Origin of the sequence: Actinoplanes sp. NPDC089786, assembly GCF_040684855.1 — a bacterium.
Taxonomy (GTDB): domain Bacteria; phylum Actinomycetota; class Actinomycetes; order Mycobacteriales; family Micromonosporaceae; genus Actinoplanes.
In genome coordinates this window covers 1-15,738 of record NZ_JBFBGU010000055.1, presented here as the reverse complement: position 1 = coordinate 15,738, position 15,738 = coordinate 1, and the positions used below count along the sequence as shown (strand labels likewise).

Sequence of the window (15,738 nt, the reverse complement as noted above, 5' to 3'; positions counted from 1 at the left end):
TCGTCATACGACGGCGGCGGCTGAGCGGACACAGCCGGTCAACCTACCAGCCTCCACACTAGACACCCGAACCGCCCGACGACCTATCCAGTCACATTTACACAAAGAGGTGGCGACCCACCGAACCGGCGGGCCGCCACGTCAACCCGTTCGGTCAGGCCGGGCGGATGTTCGCTGCCTGCGGGCCCTTGTTCCCCTGGGTGATGTCGAACTCCACCCGCTGGTTCTCCTCGAGGTTCCGGTAGCCTTCGGCCACGATCGCCGAGAAGTGGGCGAAGACGTCGGGGCCCCCGCCATCCTGCGTGATGAAGCCGAAGCCCTTGTCACTGTTGAACCATTTGACAGTTCCGGTGGCCATGATTCCTCCTTGCATGCCGAGACGACCATCGCACGGTACGAAGGCCGCCGTCGCTGCGTTGATCGACCCGCGTGCACGGAGATAGCAAAAAGCGCCCGATCGGCTTTGGATACCCATCAGGCGCCGGTACGCGTCAACGGAAATCAAACTGCAACTCGTGAAACGATAACACGCGACGGAAGCCGGCCAATTCGAACACGGGCACCCGGATCACCGGAGCGAGTGACCCCGCGGGCGTGTTCCGGGTCAGCCCCGGAACGGCATCTCGGCCCGCACCACCGTGCCCGCCGGGACCGGCTGCGCCCCCCACGAGCGGCTCACCGCCGCGACGACGAGCAGGCCGCCCCCACCGATCCGGCGCGTCCGGGCCGAGCATGTCCACACTACGGTCGGTGACTTCGACGAGGACGCCGTCCCCGGTGTGCCGCACGACGTAAACGGCCCCGCGACATGGCCGCGCTCTCGGTCAGCGAGGCGCCGGCACCCGGCCGTACGAGATGAGCGTCCGCAACGCGTCCAGCGTCCACATGCCCCGCCACTCCAGCCGGGCGGCCTCGCTGGGCGGCGTCCACGCGATCGGCCACCCACCGTCCGCCTGCTGGTCGGCGAGCAACCGGTCCAGATGCGCGCCGATCCGCTCGGCCCCGAACAGCGCCCGCCACCGCGAGCTCGCCAGCGGCGCGATGGTGAGCGGCGTCAGCCCATATCCCTCGGCCCCCGCGTCCAGCTGGAACAGCTCCGAGCCGCCCAGCCGCTCGACCACCGCGGCCGCGTGCCGGTCGGCCCGCTCCCGATCGGGCACATGCTCGAGAAAGACCATCAGCTCGGCCAGCAGATGCGCCTCGTCCGGAAAGTCGCCGGCCTCGAGCTTCCCCCAGGTGTACGCGGTGGCCGCGTCCCGCCACGCATGCTCGAACCCCAGCCAGTGCAGCCGCCCCGCCAGTCCCGCCGTCGGATTGAGTCCCCGCTCATAGGTCCAGGCCGACCAGTGCTCCGCCCGCGGACAGTCCTCGATCACCGGCGAAGCCAACGCCACCGCCCCGTCCCCATCGGACACCGACGCCAGCTGATCACAAGCCGGCCCGAGCAGTTCCGCATCGGCGACCCCCGCGACGGCCAGCGCCTGAAACGCCACCTCGGTATAGATCGGCAGACTCGCCGGGCACCGGGTGTCGGGCTCCATCCCGTGCCCGAACCCACCATCCGCATTCCGATAGCCCCGCACAGCATCGGCCACCCCCGAGGCCGGCGCCCCGCGAAACAACGCCCCGAACAGCCGCCGTTCCACCAGCCGCCCGTTACCCAGCAGAAACCGCTCAGCAGACCCGAAGACGTCAATCATCCCGCCAACCTAAGCCCGTCCGGACCGGCTGTCTTGATGAGACCGGACGGGACCGCGCCTACAGCGACCGCGCTCGGGGCCCGGTTCGGCGGCCGGTCGCCGGTCGCTGCGTGACGACGCCGGCTCGCATGGCGAAGGCGACGGCGTGGGTGCGGTTGCGGAGGTTGAGGCGGGTGACGACCTCCTGCTCGATCTTGCGGATGGTGCGGACCGACAGGTCGAGCCGGCGGCCGACGTCGGCCGCGGTGAGCCCGTCCGCGTACAGGCTCAGCACCTCGGCCTCGCGCTCGCTCATGGCGCCGACGCGCTGGGTGCGGCGGAACTCGTCGTGCAGGGCTTCCAGCACCGAGGCCGGCAGCACCGGCCGCAGCGAGCGGGACAGGCCGACGACGTCGCTGACCCGCTCGGGCGCGGCCGAGGCCCGTTGCAGCAGGCCGATCAGCCCGAGGTCGGCCGCCGTCGACAGCTGCGGCTCGGTGATCTCGTACGCGATGATGACGCAACTGATCCCGCCGGCCCGCGACCGGTAGGCGTCGCGCATCACCTCGAGCAGCGCGTCGTCGACCGTGTCGGCCAGCAGGATCAGCACGTCGCAGCTCGCCACGTCGGTGACGGTCAGCCCTGGGCGCCGCGCGAGGATCGCGGCGAGTCCGGAGCCGGCGACGGGGTCGGCCGCTTTGATGCAGACGGGCGTGTGCTCCACGTCCTAACGACGTCTCGGACCGGCGTGGGTTCAAGCCATTTACTTTTGACTGCCAACTATCGAGTACGCTCGAGCCGGTGAGCAGCGAGTCCACCGGGGACGTGCCGGGACCACCGCCGGCCAGTCAGCTGCTGATCGGGCTCGCCCGCCTCGGTCAGGCCGTGCGCATGGAGGCCTGGCGCAACGCCGGCCCCCACAACCTGTCGCCGCTGCAGGCCGACATTGTCAGCCTGCTCGCCGGCAGCCGCGCCCCGCTGCGCCAGGGTGAGATCGTCGAGGCGCTGGCCTCCACCGCGCCGACCGTCTCGGATGCCGTGAAGGTGTTGCGCCGCAAGGAATTGCTGGACGCGTCCCGTGATCCCGGCGACGCCCGCGCGCTCCGGGTCACCCTGAGCGAGTCGGGCCGGGCCGAGGCCGGCCGCCTGTCGGTGGTGTCGGAGAGCCTGGGCGGCGCTGTCGCCGCGCTGACGCCGGACGACTTCGCGGCGATGATGCGCGGCACCGTGACGCTGATGCGCGAACTGCAGGAGCGGCGCGCCATCCCGATCTCGCGGATGTGCCTGACCTGCCGGTTCTTCGCGCCGAAGGCCCACCCGGTGAAGACCGGCCGCGCGCACCACTGCAACTTCGTCGACGCGCCGTTCGGTGACGCCGAGCTCCGGGTGAGTTGCCCGGACCACGAGCTGTAGCGCACACCACAACCCTCTTGCGCGGCCCGGTCAGGCCCTCAGCAGCCTGGTCACGGCGCCGAAGTCCGCCGGCGGGAAAAGCGCTATCGGGGACTGTGCACGCGGTCGGGCTTGATGGTGAGCACGACGCGCTGCTGGTCGCCGGCGCCCCAGCCGGGGTAGGGCCGCCCGAGGTACTTCTGGGACAGCTTGTCGATGTGCTCGCGGGCGTGGTCGGTCGTGGCGGCGACCACGCTGCCACGTACCGCCCAGGACCGTGACGGCGAGGCCGGGTCGCTGATGCCGATGGCCACCCGCGGGTCTCGCTCGATGTTCCGGTTCTTCTGGTGGGTGTCGACGGTGTTGATGATGATGTGGTCGCCGTCGGTGTCGACCCAGGTCTGGCTGATCTGCGGCGAACCGTCGGGCATGACGGTGGTGAGGAAGCAGATCGCCTTCGCGTGGAGCACGTCGAGCAGTTCGGGGGGCAGGTCGGGCATGGTGCCCGAGCCTACGTCCGGCTGAGGCGTTCCAACCACCGATCAAGCAGCGCCGTTTCGACCGGTTCCAGCTCGGCCGTGCCGGACACCGCGAGCTGGGAACGCAGCTGGAGCGCGGCCCGCCCCACCGGGTCGGCGCCGTCGGCGCGGGCGGCCGGCGCGGTCAGCACCGCGGCGAAGATCGCGTCCCGGGTGCGGTCGGACAGGGCCGGGTCGTCGAACAGTTCGGGCTGGGCGATGCAGCTGAGCACCAGCCCGACGTTGGCCGGGAGGATCAGCTGGGCGGCCGCGTTCGGCGTGGTCCGCAGGGCGCCCACCGCCGCCACCCGCAGCAGCGTGGCCTCCAGCAGGTCGAGGATCTTGCGCCGGGCCTGGGTGTGCGAGCGCGGCCGCGGCGCGAACATCAGCTGGTAGAGGGCCGGGTTGTCGCGACCGAAGGCGATGTGGTCGTCCCAGCCGGCGACCATGTCGGCGACCGGGTCGCCGGTCTGCTTCTGGGCGGCCTTGTGCTCGGCGTACCGGCGCAGCCCGTCGTCGGCGAGCGCGTCGAGCAACCCGTTCTTGTCACCGAAGAGCCGGTAGAGCACCGGCTGGGTCACGCCGACGGCCTCGCACACGGCCCGGGTGGCGATGTCGCCGTCGGTCGACGCCACCAGCTGCCGCTCGGCGGCGGCGATCATCGCGGCGGCTAGGTCAGTGGTCACGAAATCAATGATACGGCACCCAACTAGCGTCGCTACGTAGCTGTGCTATGTTCGAGTCATAACACCGATAAGGGAGATCGACATGGAACGGGTAGCAGTCGTCACGGGTGCGTCACGCGGCATCGGCCGGGCCGTCGCGCTCACCCTGGCCGCCGAGGGCAACGCCGTCGTCGTGGGTTACGCGGGCAACGCCGGAATGGCCGACGAGGTCGTCAAGGAGATCACCGCGGCCGGCGGCCAGGCGGTCGCGGCGCAGGCCGACGTGGCCGACGAGACCCAGGTGGCCGCGATGTTCGACCTGGCTCAGGAGCGGTTCGGCGGCGTCGACGTGGTGGTCAACTCGGCCGGCGTCATGACGCTCGCCCCGGTCGCCGACACCGACCTCGACGCGCTCGACGCGATGTGGCGTACCAATGTCCGCGGCACCTTCGTGGTCGGTCGCGAGGCCGCGCGCCGGGTGCGCGACGGTGGCTCGATCATCGCGATGTCCACCTCGATCGTCGGTCTCCAGCTGCCGGCCTATGCGGGGTACGCCGCCAGCAAGGCGGCCGTCGAGGCGACGACCCTGATCTTCGCCCGGGAGATGCGCGGACGGAATATCACGGTGAACACCGTGGCGCCCGGCCCGACCGACACGAGCTTCTTCACCGACGGCAAGGACCCCGAGGCGATCGCCCGCGCGGCCAAGCAGCCGCCGCTCGAGCGGCTGGGCACGCCCGAGGACGCGGCCGCCATGGTGGCGTTCCTGACCAGCCCGCGGGGCCATTGGGTCAACGGCCAGACCATCCGCTCGAACGGAGGAATCATCTAGCGTCGCAAGCAACAGAAAGTGGCCGACCGAATTCGATGCGTGATCGTACTTTCCCCCGGCGACCGTCCGTTCCGTACTCACGTCAATCCGATCCGTGACGGCAGCGAGGTTGTTTCGGCGGTGGCCGACCGCATCAGGCATGACTTCTATCACCGAATCGGCATCGAAGACCTCCTGGCGGGCAATTCGGCACTGCAAGGCGTTGCGATACACGGGTATTCTCCGGCGCGTCCGCCCTTTGCTCGATTCAGAGGTACCGATGCGCCGGTCTGATCGACCCTTCGTGAAGAACGCGGGACTGCTCGTGCTCGTCGGGCTGCTCTCGGGATTCGTCGTGGCGGCGGCCGCCTTCCCGGCGATCGCCCTGCCCGGCCTGGCCGCCAAGGCCGGTGGCGACACGTTCGCCTCGCTGCCCGGCGAGTTGAAGAAGGCGAGCACGCCCCAGGCCAGTTCCGTGGTGGCGGCGGACGGTAGGACCGAGCTTGCGGTGTTCTGGGACGAATTCCGCAAGGACGTCCCGCTGAAGGACATCTCGCCGAACATGCTGAACGCGATCGTCGCGGCCGAGGACCACAAGTTCTACGAGCACCGCGGCGTCGACGTCAAGGGCATCGCCCGGGCGTTCGTGAACAACAACAGCGGCGCCAACGACGGCCAGCAGGGCGCATCCACGCTGACCATGCAGTACGTCCGGATGACGCTGTCCTACTCGGCCTCCTCCCCGCAGGAGGTCGTCGACGCCACCAAGGACACCAACCAGCGCAAGCTGGCCGAGATGAAGTACGCCATGCAGGTCGAGAAGGAGATGAGCAAGAAGGAGATCCTGCTCGGCTACCTCAACCAGGCGCCGTTCGGCAACGGGGCGTACGGGATCGCGGCCGCCTCCCAGGTCTACTTCCAGAAGCGCCCCAAGGACCTCACGGTCGCCGAGTCGGCGCTGCTGGCCGGCATGGTCAAGGCGCCCACCGGCTTCAACCCGGCCACCACCGACGGCTACCCGCGCGCGCTGAACCGCCGCAACTGGGTCATCGGCAACATGAAGGACCTGACGTACATCACCCCCAAGCAGGCCGAGGACGCGGTCAAGGTCAAGCTCAAGCACACGGTGACGCGCAGCCGCAACGGCTGCGCCGAGGTGAAGATCAACAGCTGGGGCTTCTTCTGCGACTACTTCTATCGCTGGTGGCTGAGCCGGCCCGAGTTCGGCAAGACGGAGTACGAGCGTGAGCGCGCCCTGAAGGCCGGCGGCTACCGCGTGCAGGCGTCGCTGGACGTCAAGGCGCAGGAGTCGGCCCGCAAGAACATCGCCGCCAAGGCCGGCATCAACGACAAGGACGCGCTGCTGCTGGCCGGCGTCGAGCCGAACAGTGGGCGGGTCCGGACGCTGGCCACCAACCGCCGGTACAAACTGGACGATCTGGCCGATCCGCAGAACAAGATGTCGTCCGACCCGAAGAAGGCCGACAAGGGCATCCGCGCCACCTACCCGAACACCACCAACCCGCTGATCACCGGCGGCGGGGACATCCGCGGGTACCAGGCGGGCTCGGTCTTCAAGATGTTCACCATGGTGGCGGCGCTGGAGAACGGGCTGCCGCTGGCGTACCCGATCAACACCGTCCCCCGCTACGTGTCACCGCTCTACCGCGACCCCGGCGGCAACTGCGGCGGCCGGTACTGCCCGGCCAACGCCTCGCTGAACACAAAGGGCCCGTACAACATGTGGACCGGCTTCGGCAGCTCGGTCAACACCTACTTCGTGCCGCTCCAGGAGCGCATCGGCGCCGAGAAGGTGGTGAAGGTCGCCGAGAAGTTCGGCGTGCGGTTCCGGGAGCCCAGCGACGCCGAGCGGGCCAAGACCGACGCCCACATGTGGGGCTCGTTCACCCTCGGCGTCTCCGCGTCCACGCCGCTGGACATGGCCAACGCGTACGCCACCCTGGCCGCTGACGGCATGTACTGCGAGCCGACCCCGGTGCAGCAGGTCACCTCGATGGGCGGCAAGAAGCTCGACGTCGGCAAGCCGCACTGCCAGAAGGCCACCGAGCCCGACGTGGCCCGCGCCGCCCTCGACGCGGCCCGCTGCCCGCTCGGCGACCAGGCCCAGACGGGTTCCTGCGGCGGGCACACCACGGCCGGCGACACGAGGGCCATTGTCGGTCACTCGATCTTCGGCAAGACCGGCACCACCGACCAGGGCCGCACCGCCTCGCTGATCGCCGGCACGACCTCGATGGTGGTGGCCGGTTACCTGGTCAACCCCGACTACCAGAACCACCCGTACAAGATGGACCACGGCGTCGTGAACCCGGCGGTGGTGAACACCCTGCGCGACATCATGAAGGGCAAACCCAACAAACAGTTCAAGAAGCCCAAGGGTACGAAGCTCACGATCGGCGAGCAGCGGTCGATCCCGGACGTCAAGTGCGTGAGTCTCGCCGAGGCGAAGAGCCGCGTCCAGGGCGCCGGCTTCGTCGCCTCCGAGGGCCCCGAGGTCCCGTCGGCGTGTCCCAAGGGCCAGGCCGCGGGCACCGACCCGGGCGGGCGCACGGTCAAGGGCGGTTACGTCGCCATCCAGGTCAGCTCGGGTGTCCCGCCGGCCGGCACGACACCGCCGATCACGCCGGGAACCCCCGGGAACCCGGGTAACCCACCGGGCTTCCCCGGGTTCCCCGATCTCCCGGGCTTCCCCAACCGGCCCGGCGGCTGAGCGAAACCGGCCGGCCCGGCGGCTGAGCGGGGCGGAAGCTTGACCTCAAGCGCTTGAGGTCTGCTTCGCTGGGAGGCATGGCCACGCTGACGATTCAGGACGCGTCGCGGCACACCGGCATGAGCGAGCCGACGCTGCGCTACTACGAGGAGGTCGGGCTGATCGGCCCGATCACCCGGGACGACCGCAGCGGCCACCGCCGCTACGGCGACGACGACATGCAGGCGCTCGAGGTGCTGGCCTGCCTGCGCGCGGTCGGCGTCGGCATCGAGGAGATGCGGACCTACCTGGCCAACCGGACGCGCGGGCGGTCGGCCTATCTCGAACAGCGCGACCTGCTGCTCCGGCACGCCGAGCGGATCGAGGCGGAGATCGCCGCCCAGCAGGCCCGGCTCGGCTACCTGCGGATCAAGGCGAGCCTGTGGGACGCCCGGCACCGCGGCGACACCGAGGCCGCGGCCGAGGCGTCCAGCCGCGTCGCGGAAGCCGTCGACCGCATGGGCGTACGCCAGCGGGTCTAGGCCGTGTTTGAAACACGGCCTAGGTAGTGCTAGCTGTACCCCCGGCCGGGCAGGTAGCGGGATGGGTTCGAGGGTCGCCGATCAATAGCGTTCTCGGCATGAGGACATCGACGAAGATTGCCGCCGTGATCGCCGCCGCCACCGCGGTGACCGCGGTCTCCGTGCCCGTCGCTTCGCCGGCCGGCGCGACCCCGACCCGCGACGCACGCGCCGTTCTGCAGCGGGATGCGGACGCGATGCTCAGGTACGGCGCCCCGGGCGTCCTGGCCGAGGTGGACACCCCGCACGGCGACATCCGCGTCCGCAGCGGGTACGGCAACGTCGAGGCGGGCACACCGGTGCCGTGGGACGCGAAGTTTCGGATCGCCAGCTTCACCAAGACATTCGTCGCCACGACCACGCTCCAGCTGGTCGGCGAGCGGAAGCTGGCCCTGGACGACACGGTCGACAAGTGGTTGCCGGGCGTGGTTCGCGGCAACGGCAACGACGGCCGGCGGATCACCGTACGCCAGCTTCTGCAGCACACCAGCGGCCTGCCCGACTACCTCGGCGGAATCCCGGAGCTGTTCACCGAGGAGGGCTTCCAGCGGCTGCGCTACCAGACCCTGACGCCCCAGCGGGCGGTCGCGCTCGCGGTGAGCCAGCCGTCGGAGTTCCAGCCCGGCACCGACTGGAACTACTCGAACACCAACTACGTGCTGGCCGGCCTGATCATCGAGAAGGTGACCGGACAGCCCTGGCAGCACGAGGTTCAGCAGCGCATCATCAAGCCGCTGCACCTGACCCACACCTACACCCCGGTCACCCGGCGCACGATCCCCGCCCCGCACGCGACCGGCTACGAGCGCTTCCCCGGTGAGGGCGCCACCCCCGACGACCCGAAGTACGGCGAGCCGGTCGACGCCACCGAGCTGAACCCGTCCTACGGCGGCGCGGCCGGCGAGATGATCAGCACCACCGACGACACCAACCGGTTCCTCCGCGCCCTGCTCGGCGGCCGCCTGCTGCGCCCGGCCCAGCTCGCCGAGATGAAGCGCACCGTCCCGGCGACCGCCTTCCAGCCGCACTGGCCGGGCGTCCGCTACGGCCTGGGCCTGATGTACGCGCCGAACGACTGCGGCGGCGCCTGGTCCCACGGCGGCGACATCATGGGCTTCATGACCCGCAACGGCGTCACCGCCGACGGCTCCCGCAGCGTCGTCATCTCGATCAACACCGACTCGCTGAAGCCGGACCCGGGCGTCCAGCTGCCGGCCACCGACATCACCATCCCGCTGATCAACCACGCTCTCTGCGGCTGACCGACGAAGGCATCTGGTTCCCGCTCACCTCAAGGTGGGCGGGAACCATTGCGCCCGATGGGGCGACCATAGGGGTATGGCGTGTGAACGGTGGCGCGAAATGCTCTCCGCACAGTTGGACGGCGAGGACGACCCGGCCGACCGGCCGCTGGTCGACGAACACCTGGCCGGCTGTGCCGGGTGCCGCGGGTGGCTGGACCAGGCCGCCCAGGTCAACCGGCTGGTACGCACCGGTCTGGCCGCCCCGATGCCCGATCTGAGCGCCGCGATCCTGGCGGCGGTGCCCGAGCGTAAGCCGTCGCTGCTGGCCCGCGCCCACCTCTTCGTCGCGCTGGCCGTGGTCGGCGCGGTTCAGCTGATCCTCGGCCTGTCCCAGGTCGGCGGGGTGGCGGGCAGTCACACCGAACACGCCGGCCTGGACGCCACGCCGGGGCACCTCTGGCACGAGTCGGCCGCCTGGAACGTCGCGGTCGGCGCCGCGTTCCTCTTCATCGCCCTGCGCCGCTCGCGCCCGAGCGGTCTGGTGCCGATGCTCACGGCCTTCGTCGGCATGCTGCTGCTGTTGTCGGTGAACGACCTCTCGGCCGGTCGGGTCGACGCCGAGCGCCTGGTCAGCCATGGTTTCGTGCTGGTCGGTTATCTGCTCGTGGTGGCCCTGAGCCGCACCTCGGCAACGCCCGCCGCCCCGCCCGGCTCACGCGCCACGGACGGCTGGCGGGCCCACTTCGAGGAGGCGTCCTTCGACGAGGAGAAGCCGAAGCTCCGGCTCGTCCCTCGCACCGGCCCGATGACCGCGCGCCACCACGACCGCCAAGCGGCCTGAAAGCCGGCCTCAGAACGCGGACGAGGGCCGGACGGACAGCTCACGCCAGTCGTCGTCCGGCCCCGCCAGAAGTGCACGCACCGTGTCGATCGCGGCGTCCTCGCTGTCGAACTCGAAGAAGTGCGAGACGCCGTCACCGCCGCCGGTGCGCTGTTCCACGTACCACTGTTCGCCGTTGACGCGAAGGTAGACATCCTTCCGCCCGAGGCGACCCCACTTGCCGTTCCACCAGTGCTTTCGCTGCTCCATCGGGCCACTGTATCGAACACGTGTTCGAACAGCGCAAGGCCGGGTGGATCTTTTTCCGCCCGGCCGGGCTACTGGTGCCGCGGCGGTTCCTGGTCGCGCCGGGAGTGCTCGTTGACGTCACTCACCGCACCCGGCCCGGCACGATTGGCCACCAGCGCGTCGCGGATCTGGGTGAGCAGCACGATGTCCTCGCTGGGCGCGGCCGGCGGCGGCTCCTCGCCCCGGGCGCGGCGCTCGGCCAGCTTGTTCAGCGGGAAGACGACGAGGAAGTAGAGCGCCGCGGCGGTCAGCACGAAGGTGATGAGCGCGTTGAGGAAGCTCGCGTAGTCGAACACCACGCCGTCGCGCACCTTCCAGGCGCCGGCGCCGACGCCCGTACCCCCGCCGATCAGCTGGATCAGCGGCTTCAGGAAGCCGTTGGTGAATGCGGTGACCACCGCGGTGAAGGCCGCGCCGATGACGATGCCGACCGCGAGATCGACGACGTTTCCGCGCATGATGAAGTCTTTGAAGCCTTTGAGCATGTGCCCACTCCTGATGAGAGCCGAGGGATTCCCAGCAGCAGGTGCCCACCGCCGGTCAGCGACAAACTACGCCGAACGCCGAGGTTGTGGCAGAGCCGACATCGGGGCCAAGTCGTGTGCCACGAGGAATCCGTCCACCGCGCCCCGCCAGGGGAAAGTCTCCGCCCGCAGGCGTGCCGCCCGCCGCCGGTCGGCCTCCGGGCGCTCGAGCAGCTCACGGGCCGCCGCGGCGAACTCCGCCCCGGTTCCGCCCGCCGCCAGGCCGGCGTCCCCGATCACCTCGGGCAGCGCGCTCGCCGCGCTCACCACCACCGGCGTCCCGCTCGCCAGCGCCTCCAGCGCGGCCAGCCCGAACGTCTCCACCGGGCCGGGCGCCAGCACCACGTCGGCGGTCGCCAACAGCGTGGCCAGCTCGTCCCGGTCCCGCAGATAGCCGGTGAACCGAGCCGGCAGCCCTCGCGCCGCGGCCTCCTCCTGCAACGATTGCCGCAGCGGCCCGTTACCGGCCACGACCAGCACCGCCGGCACCCCCTCGGCCCTCAGCGCGGCCAGCGCGGCCAGTGAGCGCCGCGGCTTCTTCTCGGCCGACAACCGCCCGCAGTGCACCAGCAGGACGTCTCCGTCGGCGGCCCACTTCCGGCGCGCCTCGCCGTCCCGCCGGTCCGGTCCAAACCCTTCGAGATCCACTCCGAGGGGTACGCGGAGCAGGTTCTCGACGCCGATCCGCCGGAACTCGGCAGCCGCCCAGCCGGTCGTGCACACCACGATGTCGTGCGCGGCGGCCGTGCGGGCGTTCAGCAGGTCGGCCGCCCGTTTCCCGAACCGCTGCCACGGCCCGAACATCCGCACCAACCCGTCCAGGCTCTCGTGCGAGACCATCATCGACCGGATCTCCCGGCGCCGGGCCCACGAGCCGATCCAGCGCAGCGTGGTCCGGTCGGACACCTCGAGCCGGTCCGGCGCCAGCCAGGACAGCACCTTGCCGACCCGCCGCCGGTCGACCAGCGCCCGGTAGCCGCCCAGCCCCGGCACCCGCGGCCCGGCCAGCGTGATCACCCGGCCCTGCTCGGTCTCCCGCTCGCCATCCCGTTCACCGGGCACCACCAGGACCGCCTCGTGGCCGGCCCGCTGATAGCCGGCGCCCAGTTCCCGGAGCGCCGTACGCAACCCGCCCGACGTCTCGGTGACGAAGTTCGCCACCCGGACGATCCGTACTCCCATGCCCCACCCTCCGCCGAATACGACAGCGGCCCGCACCATGAGGGTGCGAGCCGCCAGAACGAAATCTAGGCCGCCGCGGCCAGGACGGGCGCCGCCGCCGTCCCCATCACCGCGCGGTAGTGCCCGATCAGTTCGTCACCGACCGCCGACCAGCTCCGTCCTTCGATCGCCGCCCGACCGGCCGCACCGTACGCGGCCCGTCGACCCGGATCGCCGGCCAGCACCGTCACCGCGTCGGTGAAGCCCTGCTCGACGAAGGGGCGGCGCCAGCAGCCCGGTCACCCCGTGGCGCACCAGGTCGAGCGGTCCGCCCGCGGCCGGCGCGACCACCGGCACCCCGCTGGCCATCGCCTCCTGGATCGCCTGCCCGAACGTCTCGTACGGTCCGGTATGGACGAAGATGTCCAGCGAGGCGTACAGGTCGGCCAGCTCGTCGCCGTGCTTGAGGCCGAGGAAGGTCGCTTCCGGGAGCGCCTTGTGCAGATCGCCGGCGGCGGGTCCGTCGCCGACCACGACGAGGCGTACGCCCGGCAAGCGGCTCACCCCGGCCAGCAGCTCGACCTGCTTCTCCATGGCGAGCCGCCCGATGAAGCCGACGATCAGCTCACCGTGGGGCGCCAGCCGGCGGCGCAGGCCCTCGGTGCGGCGCTCCGGGTGGAAGCGCACGCTGTCGACGCCCCGCCGCCACAGGTGGACGCGCTCCACGCCGTGGGCGGTCAGCGCGGCGGCCGACTCGGTCGAGGGCGCCAGGTTCCGGCCGGCCTTGTTGTGCACCTTGCGGATCCAGCTCCACGCGGCCCGCTCGGTCATGCCGTGGTGGTAGAGCCGGGAGTACGCGGCGATGTCGGTCTGATAGACGGCCACCGTCGGCAGTCCCAGCGACCGGGCCGCGGTGGCGCCCCAGGCGCCGAGCACGAAGGGACTGGCCAGGTGGACCACGTCGGTGCGGTGGGCGCGCATGGCCGCGGTCATCGTCGGTGTCGGCAGACCGAGACGGATCTCCGGGTAGCCGGGCATCGGCACCGAGGAGATCCGGTACACCGGGTACGGGAGGTCGAACGGAACCCGACGGTCGGTGGGCTGCGGCGCGATGACGATCGGCTGGTGGCCGCGACGCAGCAGATGTTCGGCGGTCCGGACGACCGAGTTGGCGACGCCGTTCACCAGCGGTAGGAAAGACTCCGTGACCAAGGCGACTCGCATAGTGCAGAGGATGATCGGAGGCATTGACCACACGACTCGTGAGTTGATGACATCAAGCCGAACGCTGGGCAACATGATCGGTTTTCGCCGGTTGTTTGCCCACAGGCCGTCAAGCGGTGGTGGACGACCGAGAGAGTGATGCGCGTGGATCGACGAAATCTTCTCCGGACGGCTGCGGCTGCTCCGGTCGTACCCCTGCTTCTCGGATCTGCCTCGACACCGGCTCAGGCGCAAGCCGCGCCGGCGGGCAAGAGCCCCGACCGCTTCGCGATCGCCGTGCTGCCGGACACGCAGTATCTGTTCGACGCGGACAGCGCCGACCCGGCGCCGCTGCGCGAGACGTTCCGCTACCTGGTCCAGGAACGCGCGGCCGTGTTCCTGACCCACCTGGGCGACGTCACCGAGCACGGCACCGCGGCCGAGATCGCGCTGGCGTCCAAGACGTTCGAGCAGATCGACGGAAAATTGCCGTACAGCGTGCTGGCCGGCAATCACGACATCAACGGCGGCACCACCGACGAACGCGGCGACAGCCCGTACCTGCAGGCGTTCGGACCGCACCGGTTCGCCGGCCGGCCCACCTTCCTCGGCGCTTCACCCGGCGGCTACAACAGCGCCCACCTGTTCACCGGTGGCGGGCGCCAGTGGATGGTCCTCGCGCTCGACTGGCAGATCTCGGATGCCGGGCTGGCCTGGGCCCGCGACATGATCGCGGCACGTCCCCGCACGCCCGTCATCGTCACCACCCACGACCTGGCCTTCCCCGACTACGCCGGCCAAGCCGCGCTGTCCGTTCGTGGTCAGCGCCTGTGGGACGGCCTGATCGCCGGCCACGACCAGATCTTCCTCACCCTGAACGGGCACCACTGGCCGCCCGCCCGCACCGTCCTGCCGAATGCCGCTGGGCACGACGTCCACGTCCACATCACCAACTACCAGGACCGCTACTACGGCGGCGCGGCGATGATCCGGCTCTACACGTTCGATCTCGCGCGCAACGTGATCGACGTCGAGACCTTCTCCCCGTGGTTCCTGTCGCGTAAGTCGTCCTCTCTGCTGGAGGCCGAGGTCAGCCAGTTGACCGGCCCCGACGACCGATTCAGCCTGGCCGTCGACTTCCGCTCGCGGTTCGCCGGCTTCGACCCGCCGGCCCTGCCCGCCCCACGCCCGGCCAGCACGGTGATCAGCCGGCCGACGGTCGCCTACTGGCGGTTCGACACGGCCGGCCAGTCGGTCGGCGACGGCGCCGTGGTGCGCGACCAGACCGGCAAGGGCAATGATCTTTCGGTACGCCGGCTCGCCAACAGCGGTCCGGAGATCCTCGAGCTCACCACCGACCACCACGAGAACGCACCGGCCCACTCGAGCCTGCGCTTCGACGGCGGCAAGAACCCCGACCGCGGCGCCGTCCTGCAGACCGGCGCCAACGCCCCGCTGAACAGCATGAAGTTCCTCGACGGCTACACCATCGAGACGTTCCTGAAGCTGCCCGACCCGTTCACCGGCGACCACGCGTTCATGGGCATCTGGAGCTTCGAGGGCCGCAACGGCGACGCCGGAAAGACCAACGGCTGGTCGCGCCTCGAGTGCACGTGCAGCCTGAACTTGTCGTCGGAACGCTTCCTGCAGTACGTCGTCTACCCCGAGACAACGGACGCGTCACCGACCTCGTGGAGCCACGCCCTCCCGATGGGCAAGTGGATCCACGTGGCCGTCGTCAACGACAGCCGTCACTCGATCGTGTACGTCGACGGCGCCCCGATCGTCCGCAATCCCGGCCAGCTCTCCCGCGGCATCGCCACGCTGGGCCGGCCCTTCACGATCGGCGCCACATCCTTCGACCTCAAGTACGGCCAGGGCTTCTACGGCTGGCTCGGCGACACCCGCATCACCGCCAAGGCGCTCAGCCCGAAACAGTTCCTGACGTCGCTCTGAACGTGGCCCAGAAACGCGAATAGCCCACCCGCGCGGTTCTTACCCGCGGGTGGGCCAAGCAATTTTCAGGGGGCAGTAACGAGTTAACCCCGGAAACGGGTCGAGGCCCCGCCAGTAATGGCGGGGCCTCGACAAACGTTGAGTCCGGCGGCGTCCTACTCTCCC

Annotated in this window: 16 protein-coding genes and 1 pseudogene; 8 read left to right on the top strand and 9 right to left on the bottom strand. The window is 70.2% G+C overall.

Translation table 11 applies throughout. From position 1 onward, the window contains the following. Positions 1-154: 154 nt before the first annotated feature. From AB0O15_RS47480 to AB0O15_RS47470, 3 genes are all read right to left on the bottom strand, one after another. On the bottom strand, positions 155-358 hold the full coding sequence (locus AB0O15_RS47480; RefSeq protein WP_364334682.1) for a cold-shock protein: 204 nt from the start codon (positions 356-358) through the stop codon (positions 155-157). Positions 359-824: 466 nt separating this feature from the next. Then, entirely contained in the window at positions 825-1,700 is an 876-nt protein-coding gene (locus tag AB0O15_RS47475; RefSeq protein WP_364334680.1) for a hypothetical protein, read from the bottom strand. 58 nt (positions 1,701-1,758) lie between these two features. Next, on the bottom strand, positions 1,759-2,403 hold the full coding sequence (locus AB0O15_RS47470) for a LuxR C-terminal-related transcriptional regulator (RefSeq protein WP_364334677.1): 645 nt from the start codon (positions 2,401-2,403) through the stop codon (positions 1,759-1,761). Positions 2,404-2,480: 77 nt separating this feature from the next. Here AB0O15_RS47470 and AB0O15_RS47465 point away from each other — a divergent pair, with 77 nt between their 5' ends. Next, positions 2,481-3,092: a MarR family transcriptional regulator gene (locus AB0O15_RS47465; protein WP_364334671.1), complete on the top strand. Its 612-nt coding sequence runs from the start codon at positions 2,481-2,483 to the stop codon at positions 3,090-3,092. 83 nt (positions 3,093-3,175) lie between these two features. On the opposite strand, the gene AB0O15_RS47460 is transcribed toward AB0O15_RS47465, so the two are convergent. Beyond that, positions 3,176-3,571 (bottom strand): PPOX class F420-dependent oxidoreductase, encoded by a 396-nt coding sequence (locus AB0O15_RS47460; protein ID WP_364334668.1) that lies wholly within the window; start codon positions 3,569-3,571, stop codon positions 3,176-3,178. Positions 3,572-3,582: 11 nt separating this feature from the next. Continuing rightward, on the bottom strand, positions 3,583-4,275 hold the full coding sequence (locus tag AB0O15_RS47455) for a TetR/AcrR family transcriptional regulator (RefSeq protein WP_364334666.1): 693 nt from the start codon (positions 4,273-4,275) through the stop codon (positions 3,583-3,585). Positions 4,276-4,357: 82 nt separating this feature from the next. Between AB0O15_RS47455 and AB0O15_RS47450 the strand changes: the two genes are divergently transcribed. The 6 genes from AB0O15_RS47450 to AB0O15_RS47425 all read left to right on the top strand — a co-directional run bounded on the left by AB0O15_RS47450 (position 4,358) and on the right by AB0O15_RS47425 (position 10,441). After that, the gene (locus tag AB0O15_RS47450) at positions 4,358-5,086 is read left to right on the top strand and encodes an SDR family oxidoreductase (RefSeq protein ID WP_364334663.1); all 729 of its coding nucleotides are present in this window, start codon (positions 4,358-4,360) and stop codon (positions 5,084-5,086) included. 18 nt (positions 5,087-5,104) lie between these two features. Next, complete coding sequence (locus AB0O15_RS47445; protein WP_364334660.1) at positions 5,105-5,359, top strand: hypothetical protein; 255 nt, start codon at positions 5,105-5,107, stop codon at positions 5,357-5,359. Beyond that, on the top strand, positions 5,346-7,796 hold the full coding sequence (locus AB0O15_RS47440; RefSeq protein ID WP_364334657.1) for a transglycosylase domain-containing protein: 2,451 nt from the start codon (positions 5,346-5,348) through the stop codon (positions 7,794-7,796). The genes AB0O15_RS47445 and AB0O15_RS47440 overlap by 14 nt, the downstream gene beginning before the upstream one ends. A 77-nt stretch (positions 7,797-7,873) precedes the next feature. Continuing rightward, positions 7,874-8,317, top strand: coding sequence for a MerR family transcriptional regulator (locus AB0O15_RS47435; protein ID WP_364334654.1), 444 nt, complete (start codon positions 7,874-7,876; stop codon positions 8,315-8,317). A gap of 98 nt (positions 8,318-8,415) precedes the next feature. Next, a complete protein-coding gene (locus AB0O15_RS47430; RefSeq protein WP_364334651.1) occupies positions 8,416-9,618 on the top strand; it encodes a serine hydrolase domain-containing protein in 1,203 nt (400 codons plus the stop codon). A gap of 76 nt (positions 9,619-9,694) precedes the next feature. Continuing rightward, the gene (locus AB0O15_RS47425) at positions 9,695-10,441 is read left to right on the top strand and encodes a zf-HC2 domain-containing protein (protein ID WP_364334648.1); all 747 of its coding nucleotides are present in this window, start codon (positions 9,695-9,697) and stop codon (positions 10,439-10,441) included. Between the two features lie 9 nt (positions 10,442-10,450). Here the strand turns inward: AB0O15_RS47425 and AB0O15_RS47420 are convergent, their stop codons facing one another. The 4 genes and pseudogenes from AB0O15_RS47420 to AB0O15_RS47405 form a co-directional block, all read right to left on the bottom strand. Next, complete coding sequence (locus AB0O15_RS47420; RefSeq protein ID WP_364334645.1) at positions 10,451-10,690, bottom strand: hypothetical protein; 240 nt, start codon at positions 10,688-10,690, stop codon at positions 10,451-10,453. A 68-nt stretch (positions 10,691-10,758) separates the two neighbouring features. Continuing rightward, the gene (gene mscL, locus AB0O15_RS47415; protein ID WP_364334642.1) at positions 10,759-11,214 is read right to left on the bottom strand and encodes a large conductance mechanosensitive channel protein MscL; all 456 of its coding nucleotides are present in this window, start codon (positions 11,212-11,214) and stop codon (positions 10,759-10,761) included. A 66-nt stretch (positions 11,215-11,280) separates the two neighbouring features. Then, positions 11,281-12,435, bottom strand: coding sequence for a glycosyltransferase (locus tag AB0O15_RS47410; RefSeq protein WP_364334639.1), 1,155 nt, complete (start codon positions 12,433-12,435; stop codon positions 11,281-11,283). Between the two features lie 65 nt (positions 12,436-12,500). After that, a pseudogene (locus tag AB0O15_RS47405) lies at positions 12,501-13,638 on the bottom strand (glycosyltransferase family 1 protein). A 144-nt stretch (positions 13,639-13,782) separates the two neighbouring features. Between AB0O15_RS47405 and AB0O15_RS47400 the strand changes: the two are divergent. Then, positions 13,783-15,573, top strand: a complete 1,791-nt coding sequence (locus AB0O15_RS47400) for a LamG-like jellyroll fold domain-containing protein (RefSeq protein WP_364334636.1) — start codon at positions 13,783-13,785, stop codon at positions 15,571-15,573. Positions 15,574-15,738: the final 165 nt, after the last annotated feature.